The sequence below is a fragment of the Methanosphaerula subterraneus genome (genome assembly GCF_052055875.1).
In the GTDB taxonomy this organism is placed as follows: Archaea; Halobacteriota; Methanomicrobia; order Methanomicrobiales; family Methanospirillaceae; genus Methanosphaerula; species Methanosphaerula subterraneus.
Window position 1 is genome coordinate 2,521,917 of the sequence record NZ_CP170508.1, and the last position, 11,766, is coordinate 2,533,682.

Here is an 11,766-nt window from a genome sequence, read left to right on the forward strand (position 1 = left end):
ATGCGTCTTTCATTCATAGAGAACGGGCCAGCCCTGCTCGTGAAGGGCCGGGAAGAGACCCTGGTGATCGCCGACCTTCACTTTGGGATCGAATCGGACCTGGCACGCCATGGCTACCATTTTCAGAGCAGATCAGGAGAACGGGCAGAGCGGGTGCTCGCGCTGGTCCGGGAACTGGAGCCCGATCGGCTGCTGCTGCTCGGGGACGTGAAACAGTCGATCCCGTTGACGACCCGGCAGGAGTACCGGGAACTCCCGGCTGTCCTCGCTCTGTTCCGATCTGCTGCTCTCCTGCAGGTCCTTCCCGGCAACCATGATGTGGGTCTCGAACGCTTTCTCAAAGAGGGCGAACTGTTCCCAGCCACCGGGGCGGTGATCGATGGGGTCGGCTACCTGCACGGACACCGGATCCCCGACCCGGCACTCGCCGGCCACCTGATCATCATCGGTCATCACCACCCGGTCGTCTCCCTGATCGACGAGGTCGGCTGCGCGGCGAGGATGCCGGCCTACCTGCGGGCTCCGCTCGATGAGCACGCACTGTGGGGCACCGGAGCTCCTGACGGCCAGACCCGGGTGCTGCTGATGCCGGCCTTCAATGAACTCTCAGGCTACGACATCACGAAGATCATCGGTGACCCCTCCAGTCCGATCTCGCGGGCGATCATCCGCGATGAGGCTGAAGTCTTTCTTGCAGACGGTACCTACCTCTCTCCGTACTGCTCGCTGGAGGAGCATGCCGGCCACTGATCAGCTCGATCCGCGGGTCCGCGCCTGCTTCTCAAAGAGGGGTTTTGAGGATCTCTCTCCTGCCCAGGAGCAGGCGATCCCGCTGCTCGTCAGAGGAAAGCACCTGCTGTTGATCGCCCCGACCGGCACCGGCAAGACCGAGAGTGCGATGCTCCCGGTCTTCAGCGGGATGCTCTCAGGCACCGGCGGAGGCTTTCAGGCCCTGTACATCACCCCGCTCCGGGCTCTGAACCGGGACATCCTCGGGCGGATGGAGTGGTGGTGCCGCGAGCTCGGGCTGACCGTCGGTGTCCGGCATGGGGACACGCCGGCGTCCGAGCGGAGAAAGCAGTCCCTCTCCCCGCCGGACCTGCTGATCACCACCCCTGAGACCCTGCAGGCGCTCTTCATGGGCAGGAATCTCCGGAAACACCTCGCCAATGTCAGGTATGTGATCATCGACGAGATTCATGAACTGGCCGGCTCCAAGCGGGGAGCCCAGCTCTCGGTGGCGCTGGAGCGGCTCGCGGTCTATGCCGGGGGCTTTCAGCGGATCGGCCTCTCGGCCACCGTCGGCAATCCCGAGGAGATCGCGGCCTTCCTCTGCGGGTCCGGCCGGCCGTCTTCGATCGTCCAGGTGCCGGTCTCGAAGTACCTGGACCTCAACGTCATCTATGCCGGGGAGAAACTCTCGGCCCAGGCACGGTGCGTGGAACGGGCGCTTGCGACCCCGGGCTCGCACCTCGTCTTCACCAACACCCGGGTGACCGCCGAGGCGCTCGGTCATCTCCTCTATGACCGGGGGGACCTCGAGGTCCACCACGGGTCCCTCTCGAAGGAGGTGCGGATCGCCGCCGAGGATCGGTTCCGGAACGGCGAGATCACCACCCTGATCTGCACCTCCTCGATGGAGCTCGGGATCGATATCGGGCATGTCGAGCAGGTGGTCCAGTTCAGTTCTCCGCGGGAGGTCTCGCGGCTGATCCAGCGGGTCGGCCGGGCCGGCCACCGGATGAATCGGGTCTCGCACGGGACGGTCCTCGCCACCGGGTTCGACGACCTGCTCGAGTCGCTGGTGATCGCCCGGCGGGCCAAGGCGAACGAGGTCGAAAATGTCCGGATTCCCCGAGGGGCAGGCGATGTATTGGCCAACCAGGTCGCTGCCATCGCGGTCGAGTACGGTGAAATCACCCGGGCTGCGATCCGGGCGATCATCGAACGGGCCAGCCCGTTTGCCGGCAGCGGTCCCCTGCTCGACCAGGTCTGCGAGCAGATGGCCGTCCACCGGCTGATCAGACTCGAAGGGGACCTGGTGATCACGACCGGTCGGGCCCGCCGGTACCTGACCGCGAACCTCTCGATGATCCAGGACGAGCGGAAGGTGCCGGTCTTCGACATGGTCTCGCGGCGGACGGTCGGGACGCTCGACGAGTCGTTCGTGGTCGGCTGGGTCACCACCGGCGCTGTCTTCATCACCAAGGGGCAGCTCTGGCGGGTGCTCGACATCGAGGACGGCCGGTTGATCGTCGAGCCGGCGACCAAGGCGAAGGGCGAGCTCCCCTCCTGGGAGGGTGAACAGATCCCGGTCCCGTTCGAGGTGGCCCGGGAGGTCGGGCAGCTCCGGGGGTCGCGGCAGGTGGAGGCCTACACCGACAGCCGGCGGTCCGCCTCCTATGTCGCAGCGTTCCTCTCGGAGATGGATAAGAACCGCTCGGTCGTCCCGACCGACCGGCTGATCACCCTTGAGAACACCGACGAGGGGGTAATCTGCAACATCTGTGCCGGCCACCGTGCCAACGAGGTGATCGGTCGGGTCCTCTCGCTCCTCCTCTCTGCCCGGTATGGCACCTCGGTCGGGATCGAGATCGACGCCTACCGGGTGCTCCTCCGCCTCCCCGGGACGATTCGGGCCGGTGAGGTGAAGGAGACGCTCCTCTCCCTGGAACCGACGTATATCCAGGGGATCCTTGAGATCGGACTGAAACGGACGGCGCTGTACAAGTGGAAACTGGTGCAGGTGGCCAAGAAGTTCGGAGCGATCGACGCCGATGCCGACTTCGAGCGGATCAGCATCCACCGTCTCTCCGAACTCTTCGATAAGACCGTGATCCAGCAGGAGGCGTACCGGGAACTCTTCTCGGTCTACATGGACGTCGAGGGGGCCGCCCGGGTGGTTGGGGATCTGAAGGCCGGCTCGATCGCGATCGCGATCGGCAGGGTCAGCATCCTCGGAGCTGCCGGCCTCTTCTCGTCCCGCGACCTGATCCCCCCGGCCTCGGTGGACATCGCGGTGCTCGGGACGATTCGGCGACGGATCGACGAACAGAATGTGATCCTCTGTTGCATGCACTGCAGGAAGTGGAAGAGCAGGACGAAGGTCAGCCGAGTCCCCGACCAGCCGGTCTGTCCGAACTGCGGGGCGAAGCTGATCGCTGCGTTGAAGCCGTGGGACGAGCCGCTCTATGCGATCGCAAATAAGAAGAATAAGAACGCAGAGGAGCGGGCAGTCGAGGTGAAATTGATCAGGACGGCAAACATCGTCCTTTCGAGCGGGAAAAAAGCGGTCGTCGCCCTCTCGGGGAGGGGGGTCGGGCCGGAACATGCGTCCCGGATCCTCGCGACCCTGACCGAAGGCGATCCGTTCTATCGTGAGATTTTAAAGGCAGAGCGTCACTATGTGCAGACTCACCAGTTCTGGTGATCACATAATCGATTCGAGTTTCTGCTCCAAAAAGTCGAGTCCGCGTTTGATATCTTCGACGGTCTTGCCGCCGGTCAGGATGATCTTCCCTGAGCTGAAGAGCAGAGCCACGATCTTCGGCTCCTTGATCCGGTAGACCAGACCCGGAAACTGTTCAGGCTCGTACTCGATGTTCTCCAGGTTCAAGGTGATCACGACCTTGTTCAGGTTGATGTACTTGCCGATATCGTATGAACAGACTATGTTGGTGACTGCGACACGCGGCACATCATAGGTGTTCACCCCTGCCTCTTTGAGCGAGGCCATGATGATCTCCAGGCCATCGTGCAGTGCCTGGTTGTTCCGAATTCCGGTCAGCACAACCTTGCCCGAAGAAAAGATCAGAGAGGCGATCTTTGGTTTCTCGATCCTGAACACTGCTCCAGGGAACCGCTTGGTATTGAGCTCACAGCTCGCAATCTTCTTTGAGACCTCGACGAGATCTATCGAGTCGGCGATCACTCCGGACGCGACGATATTCTCGATCTTGAGTGAGTCGTATCTCTTCTCTTCCATCCATCTATCTATGCTGCTTTATATAGTATAATACTAATGCAAACCTTTATTATCTCCATTTATATATACGGGTGAACTGGTCAGTGGGTGGAAGGATATAAATCCGGATGCCCAGATAGAACGATGGATCTTCTCCCGGCGGCGGGTCGTGACTGACGCTCCTCACCCGACATTCTCCTGTTTTGAACAACTACCTTTATCTGTTTGCGCGTGTAAAATAATCAGGCGCGAGGGTTGCCGAGCCAGGTCAAAGGCGCTAGGTTCAGGGCCTAGTCACGCAGGTGTTCGGGCGTTCGAATCGCCTCCCTCGCATTTGTTGTCTTCTGTTGTTCTTTTTGAAATAAGAGCGGTGCGTCTGGAACGTGCCGTTTGCGGGGAATCCAATGTCTGCTGATGTGATCGCTGTCCGGATCAGGGCCACGGAGGAGGAACTGGCCGCACTTGGGGCTTATGACGACGGTGAACTGGAGGCGATCATCCGAGAGGTCGGCTTTGCCTGCGACAACTGCGGCAGGTGCTGCACCCATGCCTTCAATGACCATGTCTTTCTGCTCGACCGCGATGTCGCAGTCGCGAGGACGATCGATCCCGCAGCCCTGGTGCCGGCCCCATATTATGATTTCTGCGATCAGCACGGCAGGTTCTATGTCGGCGGATATGCCCTCCGGACCCGGCCCGACGGGAACTGTGTCTTCCTCTCCAACAACCGGTGCACCATCTATGACCGGCGTTTTTCGATCTGCAGGGTCTATCCCTACATGCTTCACCGTGAGCCCGACGAGCACGGGCATGTGGACTGGCGGCAGATCAGCGGACTGAACCAGCACGGGGAGTACAACACCCCTCTCTCAGACAAGGAGTGCAGCAGGATCGCTGGCGAGACCCGCGAGTACGAGACGCTCTTCCTCGATCAGCAGCTCCGGTTCCTCGAGCTGGTCCAGGAGCGCTTCGCTGCATCCGGACTCCGGCATGTCAGAAAAGTCTATGACCAGCAGATGCGGGCCTTGAAGAGAGGTGCCCCGGTGACGGTTCTGGTCTATTACAAGGGTACGTTTGAGGAGCAGACAGTCACCCTCGAGGAATACCCCGCAGACTGAATCGGGATAACCGGTGGCATAGAGCAGCGGAGTGGGAGATCGTCCCACTCCGAAAATGCAGAACCCGTTTTTGGAGCAGACAATCCATTGCCTTCTCCTTGTGTGTTCACGTCCTCATGTATCACTCTGTTTCATCACCCTCCTCTTTCTGGTCGCAGCGAAGATCGGTCCCTTCTTATCTACATGGGTATCGTCCATCTTCTGATGGAGTCCAGGTGGATGGCATAAAGGAAGACATCTCGCTGGCAAGGGCGAACAGGCCCTTACAGATCCTCGCATGACCTCTCATGTCCATCTAGTGGGCTGGGTATGGATAATCTTTTTGGTTGGGTGCCGGGAGGATATCTTTGATAGGTCAGCGCTCCATTATCTAGTGATGGCTGATGAACCTGAGTTCAAGTACAAGCAGTGCCTGATCGTGCGTGCCGATCTGAAGATGAGCTGCGGCAAGAAGTGTGCCCAGCTGGCCCACGCGGCGGTGATGGCCGCAGAGCATGCAGATAAGGGGATCAAGAAGAGCTGGTTCCTGGAGGGGCAGAAGAAGGTGGTGCTGAAGGCTCCGAGTGAACGGGCCCTGTACGAACTGAAGGTGCATGCCGAGCAGCAGGGGATCAGCACCTCCCTGGTGCAGGATGCCGGGCTGACCGAGATCGCACCGGGGACTGTGACAGCGCTCGGCCTCGGGCCGGCGAAATCGGCCGAACTCGACCGGCTCACAGGCGGGCTGCCCCTGTTATGAAACGATCCGAATATCCCCTGGAGCAGGCGCTCGGGATGGGCTGGTACGCCAGCAGCACCGACGGGGTCGGGGGTAGACTCCGGACCACGGCCGAGGACTTCGTGGTCGAAGAGGTGCCGGACCTCCCTGGCGGGGAAGGACCGTTTCTGCTCTGCACCCTGACCAAGAGGAACTGGGAACTGCAACGGGCGGTCAAGGAGATCGCATCCTGTCTGGGGATCAGCCACAAACGTATCGGATGGGCCGGGACCAAGGATAAGCACGCGGTCACCACCCAGACGATCTCGCTGTACGGGGTCACTCCTGAAGAGATCGCCTCGGTCTCGCTTGGGGATCTGTCGCTCACGGTGATCGGTTCGGCCAATGGGGGGCTGTCGCTCGGCTCGCTCATCGAGAACCGGTTCACGGTTGTGATCCGGGACTGTGTCGAGGAGGGGCTCGCTGATAAGGTCAGTGAGGTAACGAAGGTCTGCAGTCAGGGGATCCCGAACTATTATGGAGTCCAGCGGTTCGGGGTGATCCGTCCGATCACCCATATCGCCGGCGAGTATCTGATCAGGGGAGACTACGAGGGTGCGGTCGGTGCCTATGTCGGGAAGAGTTCGCCTGACGAGGATCCGATCGTCGCTGCGGCACGGGACGAGTACCTGGAGACCCGGGACCCCCAGCTGACCCTTCACCACCTGCCGGTCCACCTCCGGTACGAACGGTCCATGCTCCACCACCTCACCAACCATCCAGGCGACTATCTGGGTGCACTGCAGGCCCTCCCGCCCAAGCTCCTCTCGATGCTGGTCAGTGCGTTCCAGTCCTACCTCTTCAACATGGTCCTCTCCGCCCGCCTTGAAGCAGGGTTCACGTTGACGGATCCCATACCTGGCGACCGGCTCCACTTCACCAACGGCAGGATCGACATCGCCACAGAGGCGAACCTTTCCACTGCGACGATGCATATCAGGCGGGGCAGGTGCAGGATCGGCCTCTTTGTGCCCGGGGCCGAACCGTTCACCCCACAGGGGAGAATGGATCAGATGATGCAGGACCTGCTCGACGAGCACCTGATCGATCGGGCAGCCTTCAAACAGGCTGAAACGGTCGTAAAAACGAAGTTCAGTGGTGCATCACGACCGATCGCCCTGACCGCCGCCGTCGACGCCGGGGTGGAGGGGAAGGACCTGACCCTCAGGTTTTCCCTTCCCCCGGGCCACTATGCGACAACGGTCTGTAGGGAGTACATGAAGAGCGACCCCCTGATGATGATCTGATCAGTCGGACCAGGTCCTGGCCAGTTCGGAAGCGGCGTCCTCGGCGTCATGTAGATTGCCGAGTTCGTCGATCAGGCCGAGATCTTTTGCCTCCTGGCCCCTGATCACCCTGCCGTCCTCGATCGCCGTCCTGTTGACTACCCGGTGGGAGAGGACATCGCTGATGAAGGACTCGAACGAGGCGTTCACCAGCTGCTGGGCATAGTCCCGCTCGTCGGCGGTCAGCGGCCGGGACGACGAGCCCATATCCTTCATCTCCCCGGACTTGACGACCTCCACCTCGTACCCCTTCTTCTTCATCCATTCGGCGTCATTGGAGAAGGTCCAGATGGTGCCGATGTTGGCGGTGAAGGTGTCGGGGTTCGCATAGATCCGGTCGGCGTGCACGCTGATCAGGTACGCGGCCGAGGTTGCGATGTCCCCCATCGAGACCACGACCGGTTTCTTCGTCTTCGCGTACTCGATATCCTCGATGATTTCCTGCGCCGCAGCCGGGGTCCCGCCCGGGCTGTTCACCCGAAGGACGATCGCATCGGTGACCGGATCGTCTGCAGCGGCCCGGAGAGCTTTTCCGATCACTTCGCTGCCGGTTGAATCTGCCGAGTCGACCTGCCCGGTCACCAGCGTCCCCTCTGCCCTGACCACGGTCACCTGGCCGGTGTGGAGACGGGCCGGTATGGCGGCCAGCGTCACCCCTGCGATCACGACAACGATCAGCAGGATCCAGAGGTACCGACGGCGCGACCGACGCGGGGGGCTGTTGATGGCTGCAACCTGGTCATCCAGATATCCCATCGTCCCCCTCTGAATAGAGCACGTCGTACTCGGTCACCAGGTTGGTGCCGCAGAGGTAATGGTCCTTTAACCGGAGTTTGATCATCTCGTCCTCTGAGTCGATATGCATCCCGCCGACCAGCGAGGGGGTATCCGCCCCCCCGACGATGAAGGGGAGATGGATCAGCCTGATCTCGTCGACCAGCTGGTGATGGAGCATGTGCCAGTTCAGCGTAGGCCCCCCCTCGATCATCAGCTTCCGGACGTTAAAGTCTCTCCAGAGCAGGTGCATCAGGATCGAAAGGTCGACATGGTCGTCCCCTGCCACCACCACCATCGCCCCTTTCGCCCTGATGGCTGCGACCTTCTCCTCAGGTGCCGATGCAGCGACGGCCACCAGGGTCCTGGCATCGGGACCGAGCACATTCGCATCGAGGGGGATGTCGGCCTGGCTGCTCGGGATCACTCGCAGCGGGCTCTCGCCCGGGACGATCCGGACCGTCAGGAACGAGTTGTCGATCCGGATCGTATTCGAACCGACCATGATCGCATCACAGGATGCCCGTGTCTGGTGGAGCAGGACCTCGGTCTCTGGGGCCATATACTTCATCAGGATCTTGCTCGATGACCCCTTCTTGAGGGTCAGCTTTCCATCGGCAGTGATCTCTGACATCAGCAGCACATGCGGTCTGGTGTAATCGTCTGGCATATGATTCCTTGAAAGGGTAACTTTGAGCCTATCGGTTATAGAGGATTCGGTGAATGGATTGCGGGGTGCAAGCTGTTAAATCGTATCGGGCGCTAACTCTATAAATATGAATATTACTGCCCTACGGCCAAGATTTAAGGATTATCTTGAGCCGGTCGCAGCAATTGCAGCAGATCTCGGGATCACCCCGAACCAGCTCTCACTCCTTTCGCTCATCTGTGGAGGGGGGGCTGCCCTTCTCTATTCCCTCCGATACTTCTTTGCCGGGACCATCCTCCTCCTCCTCTCGGGGGTCTTTGATCTCGTCGACGGATCGGTGGCCCGGCGCACCGACAACAAGACCAATTTCGGGGCCGTCTTCGACTGGATCGTCGACAAGTACGTCGATGCGATGGTACTGCTCGGTGTTGGATTCAGCGGGGTCGCGATCATCAGCCAGTTTGTCGTGGTCCCGCCGCTCGCGGACTTCTCCATCGTCGCGATTGCGATCATCGGGTCCCTGATGAACACCTTCATCAAGCCAGTGGTCTACGCCGAGGTCGGGTTCTCTGAGCGGAAGGATGGGAAGATCGATGACCCGCTGGAAGGGGTCGGTTTCTTCGGCCGGCCGGAGACGATCCTCGTCCTGTCTCTGGGCGGGCTCAGTGGGTTCATCTGGGTCTCGATCCTGGTGATCGCCGTCTGCACTAATCTCTCCGCAGTTCAGCGGATTCTGTATCTTTACCGAGAACTCGCATGACCTCGCCCCGGTAGATCCGGAAGAGGTCATCGGCCATCGTCCCGAGCGCCGGGATCAGCCTGAAGAGGGCGTAGGCGATCACGACCAGCACCCCGAGGGCCAGCAGTTCGCAGATCACATTGTGGGCCCAGAAGAAACTCTCGTACCCGTATTCCCCGTTGCTGGCGATCGCCGGCAGGTATGGGAACCACTGTTCTGTGTAGGCCATGATCACAAAGACGTTCCGAAGCAGGTTTAAGATGTAGATCACCGGCGCGATCAGCAGGAATGCGAGCCCTTTCTGGGTCCAGGTGCTCTTGACCGCCCCTGCGACCCCGAGCATGATCGCAATCGACTGGATCCCGGTGCAGGCGAGGATGATCTCGACCCGGAACCCCTGGTTGATGAAGATATTCCAGTCAAACATCGTAAACGGAAACTGCAGATAGGTCAGGATCAGGCTAACCTGGTCGACCACGCGGCCGATCAGCCAGTTGCCGACCGGGCGGATGTACTCGAAGGGTGCATAGATCACAAACGCGATCGCTGCTCCGCGGGTCAGGTGCATCACCTGCTCTCTCTCTATCCAGAGCTGGCGGGCCGTGATGGCCAGGAACGGGACCGATGCGATCGTCATCAGGGGATAGACGAAGTTGTTCTCTGCAAAGAAGTCGGGGAGCTGGGTGACGAGGAAAGCGACCATCCCCGTCCAGCCGGCAATTCCGGCGTACCGCTGATGGGGGCCGGGGACAAGAAAGAGCAGAAACGAGATCGCCGAGACGAGGACCAGATATTCGATCATTCTCATAGAATCGACGCGGAGGTCTCATATGCGTTTCTGTACAGGCACCTCCATACCGGCATCTTCCAGCCATTGACCAAGAGTTAATCTGTGGTGTGAAATATATTATTATCTATGTTCTGTCCGCAATGTAAGAGCCTGATGATCTCATCTGCTGGTCAGTTAAAATGCAAACGCTGCGGTTATATCAGAGATATCACGGGCGCTGACCAGATGAGAATTGAAGAGAAGCGGTCTGAGAAGGAGATCATCTTCTTCGATGAGGAACAGGAGGTGGCCACGAAACCGACCTTCTCCATCAAGTGCCCTGAATGCGAGCACAATCTTGCGTTCTGGTGGATGCGCCAGCTCCGTTCTGCCGATGAGAGCGAGGTCCGGTTCTTCAAGTGTGTGAAGTGCGGGTATACCTGGCGCGAGTACGACTGAGCGATCCGCACCGTCGCCCGATGCCGGCCTGACGGCACTTCTTTTTTTAAAAAATATTAAACTGTACAGAAAGAAAAAGAAAGCAATGAAGAATCCTTTTCATGTGATGATCATCCCGACGCTGGGCTGCCCCTCCCGGTGCAGGTACTGCTGGAGTTCTGACGAGACCTCTCCGGTGATGACGATCGAGACCGTCAGGAATGTCGTCGCATGGCTGAAAGATTTCCGGGACGACCGGGTGACGTTCACGTTCCATGGGGGAGAACCGCTGCTGGCCGGCGCCGACTTCTACCGGCAGGCCCTTCCCCTCCTCTCGGAGGGTCTCTCCCACCTGAACCCCGAGTTCGCCATGCAGACCAACCTCTGGCGGATGACCCCGGAGATTGCCGATATCCTGGCCGCATACCATGTTCCGATCGGTTCCAGTATCGACGGCCCTGAGGAGATCAACGACTCCCAGCGGGGCAGGGGCTACTATGAGAAGACGATGAAGGGGTACGAGATTGCAGCGGCTCACGGGCTGCTGGTCAGGTTCATCTGCACCTTCACCAACAAATCGGTTAAATCACGTGAGGAGATCTTCGATCATTTTCTGCAGCACGGGTTCACCCTGAAGCTCCACCCGGCCCTTCCATCCATCAAATCAGAAGATCCCCGTGAGTGGGCACTCGACCCGGAGGAGTACGGAGAACTGCTCGTCTACCTCCTTGATCGGGCCATCGAGAAGAAGGACGAGATCGAGGTGATGAACATCAACGATCTCTGCCGGTGTGTCTTCACCCGGCGGGGGAGTGTCTGCACGTACGTGGACTGCATGGGGAACACCTTTGCCGTCGGCCCGGATGGAAGCATCTATCCCTGTTACCGCTTTGTCGGGATGCCCGAGTACATCATGGGGAATGTCTCGGAGCACCCGACGATGGATGACCTTATCCAGTCCCCGGCAGGGAAGAGGATGTTTGAATACCGGGATTATGTCGAAATGGCATGCAGCGGGTGCGGCCATATCCAGTACTGTCGAGGGGGGTGCCCGTACAATGCGATGGCGGCCACACCTGGTGAGATCAACGGGGTCGACCCCCACTGCGTCGCATATAATCGGATCTTCACGGAGATCAGTGACCGGTTGAATAAGGAGATGTATGAGTCCCCAATGACAGGTTCTGGCCATGGGTCGAGGGCGGCGAGGAAGGCGAAGCCGGGAGTGACGACATTGATGCGCAGCATCGTATCCCGATCGCTCTGAATGGA

12 protein-coding genes and 1 tRNA gene are annotated in these 11,766 nt (G+C 59.9%); 9 read left to right on the forward strand and 4 right to left on the reverse strand.

The features are described from left to right. Together ACFKSJ_RS12325 and ACFKSJ_RS12330 are read left to right on the forward strand one after the other, a co-directional pair. Nucleotides 1–750, forward strand: coding sequence for a metallophosphoesterase (locus ACFKSJ_RS12325; RefSeq protein WP_440950094.1), 750 nt, complete (start codon nt 1–3; stop codon nt 748–750). Continuing rightward, nucleotides 737–3,430, forward strand: coding sequence for a DEAD/DEAH box helicase (locus ACFKSJ_RS12330; protein ID WP_440950095.1), 2,694 nt, complete (start codon nt 737–739; stop codon nt 3,428–3,430). Before ACFKSJ_RS12325 ends, ACFKSJ_RS12330 begins: the two co-directional genes overlap by 14 nt. Here the strand turns inward: ACFKSJ_RS12330 and ACFKSJ_RS12335 are convergent, their stop codons facing one another. Then, complete coding sequence (locus ACFKSJ_RS12335) at nt 3,431–3,985, reverse strand: TATA-box-binding protein (RefSeq protein WP_440950096.1); 555 nt, start codon at nt 3,983–3,985, stop codon at nt 3,431–3,433. A 227-nt stretch (nt 3,986–4,212) separates the two neighbouring features. Here ACFKSJ_RS12335 and ACFKSJ_RS12340 point away from each other — a divergent pair. From ACFKSJ_RS12340 to truD, 4 genes are all read left to right on the forward strand, one after another. Continuing rightward, nucleotides 4,213–4,297: transfer RNA gene (locus ACFKSJ_RS12340), tRNA-Leu, on the forward strand. A gap of 71 nt (nt 4,298–4,368) precedes the next feature. Continuing rightward, the gene (locus tag ACFKSJ_RS12345; protein WP_440950097.1) at nt 4,369–5,082 is read left to right on the forward strand and encodes a YkgJ family cysteine cluster protein; all 714 of its coding nucleotides are present in this window, start codon (nt 4,369–4,371) and stop codon (nt 5,080–5,082) included. A 376-nt stretch (nt 5,083–5,458) separates the two neighbouring features. After that, nucleotides 5,459–5,821: a peptidyl-tRNA hydrolase Pth2 gene (pth2, locus tag ACFKSJ_RS12350; RefSeq protein WP_440950098.1), complete on the forward strand. Its 363-nt coding sequence runs from the start codon at nt 5,459–5,461 to the stop codon at nt 5,819–5,821. Further along, a complete protein-coding gene (gene truD, locus ACFKSJ_RS12355; protein WP_440950099.1) occupies nt 5,818–7,086 on the forward strand; it encodes a tRNA pseudouridine(13) synthase TruD in 1,269 nt (422 codons plus the stop codon). The genes pth2 and truD overlap by 4 nt, the downstream gene beginning before the upstream one ends. Here truD and sppA read toward each other — a convergent pair whose 3' ends face one another. Next, nucleotides 7,087–7,881 carry a signal peptide peptidase SppA gene (gene sppA / locus ACFKSJ_RS12360; protein ID WP_440950100.1) on the reverse strand — a complete coding sequence of 265 codons (795 nt, stop codon included), beginning with the start codon at nt 7,879–7,881 and terminating at the stop codon, nt 7,087–7,089. Further along, on the reverse strand, nt 7,865–8,569 hold the full coding sequence (locus ACFKSJ_RS12365; protein ID WP_440950101.1) for a dihydrofolate reductase family protein: 705 nt from the start codon (nt 8,567–8,569) through the stop codon (nt 7,865–7,867). The genes sppA and ACFKSJ_RS12365 overlap by 17 nt, the downstream gene beginning before the upstream one ends. Nucleotides 8,570–8,675: 106 nt before the next feature. On the opposite strand from ACFKSJ_RS12365, the gene ACFKSJ_RS12370 reads away from it, so the two are divergent. Further along, complete coding sequence (locus ACFKSJ_RS12370) at nt 8,676–9,308, forward strand: CDP-alcohol phosphatidyltransferase family protein (RefSeq protein ID WP_440950102.1); 633 nt, start codon at nt 8,676–8,678, stop codon at nt 9,306–9,308. Here the strand turns inward: ACFKSJ_RS12370 and artA are convergent. Beyond that, on the reverse strand, nt 9,256–10,089 hold the full coding sequence (gene artA / locus ACFKSJ_RS12375) for an archaeosortase A (protein WP_440950103.1): 834 nt from the start codon (nt 10,087–10,089) through the stop codon (nt 9,256–9,258). The genes ACFKSJ_RS12370 and artA overlap by 53 nt on opposite strands. Before the next feature lie 114 nt (nt 10,090–10,203). Here artA and ACFKSJ_RS12380 point away from each other — a divergent pair, with 114 nt between their 5' ends. Both ACFKSJ_RS12380 and ACFKSJ_RS12385 read left to right on the forward strand, forming a co-directional pair. Next, nucleotides 10,204–10,515 (forward strand): transcription factor S, encoded by a 312-nt coding sequence (locus tag ACFKSJ_RS12380; protein ID WP_440950104.1) that lies wholly within the window; start codon nt 10,204–10,206, stop codon nt 10,513–10,515. An 85-nt stretch (nt 10,516–10,600) separates the two neighbouring features. Then, nucleotides 10,601–11,761 carry a TIGR04083 family peptide-modifying radical SAM enzyme gene (locus tag ACFKSJ_RS12385; RefSeq protein ID WP_440950105.1) on the forward strand — a complete coding sequence of 387 codons (1,161 nt, stop codon included), beginning with the start codon at nt 10,601–10,603 and terminating at the stop codon, nt 11,759–11,761. The last annotated feature ends 5 nt before the right edge of the window (nt 11,762–11,766 follow it).

What these genes read in the sequence shown, in the direction of transcription:
- ACFKSJ_RS12325 (WP_440950094.1), top strand. Translation starts at nt 1, where the DNA reads ATGCGTCTTTCATTCATAGAGAACGGGCCAGCCCTGCTCGTGAAGGGC.
- ACFKSJ_RS12330 (WP_440950095.1), top strand. Translation starts at nt 737, where the DNA reads ATGCCGGCCACTGATCAGCTCGATCCGCGGGTCCGCGCCTGCTTCTCA.
- ACFKSJ_RS12335 (WP_440950096.1), bottom strand. Translation starts at nt 3,985, where the DNA reads ATGGAAGAGAAGAGATACGACTCACTCAAGATCGAGAATATCGTCGCG.
- ACFKSJ_RS12345 (WP_440950097.1), top strand. Translation starts at nt 4,369, where the DNA reads ATGTCTGCTGATGTGATCGCTGTCCGGATCAGGGCCACGGAGGAGGAA.
- pth2 (WP_440950098.1), top strand. Translation starts at nt 5,459, where the DNA reads ATGGCTGATGAACCTGAGTTCAAGTACAAGCAGTGCCTGATCGTGCGT.
- truD (WP_440950099.1), top strand. Translation starts at nt 5,818, where the DNA reads ATGAAACGATCCGAATATCCCCTGGAGCAGGCGCTCGGGATGGGCTGG.
- sppA (WP_440950100.1), bottom strand. Translation starts at nt 7,881, where the DNA reads ATGGGATATCTGGATGACCAGGTTGCAGCCATCAACAGCCCCCCGCGT.
- ACFKSJ_RS12365 (WP_440950101.1), bottom strand. Translation starts at nt 8,569, where the DNA reads ATGCCAGACGATTACACCAGACCGCATGTGCTGCTGATGTCAGAGATC.
- ACFKSJ_RS12370 (WP_440950102.1), top strand. Translation starts at nt 8,676, where the DNA reads ATGAATATTACTGCCCTACGGCCAAGATTTAAGGATTATCTTGAGCCG.
- artA (WP_440950103.1), bottom strand. Translation starts at nt 10,089, where the DNA reads ATGATCGAATATCTGGTCCTCGTCTCGGCGATCTCGTTTCTGCTCTTT.
- ACFKSJ_RS12380 (WP_440950104.1), top strand. Translation starts at nt 10,204, where the DNA reads ATGTTCTGTCCGCAATGTAAGAGCCTGATGATCTCATCTGCTGGTCAG.
- ACFKSJ_RS12385 (WP_440950105.1), top strand. Translation starts at nt 10,601, where the DNA reads ATGAAGAATCCTTTTCATGTGATGATCATCCCGACGCTGGGCTGCCCC.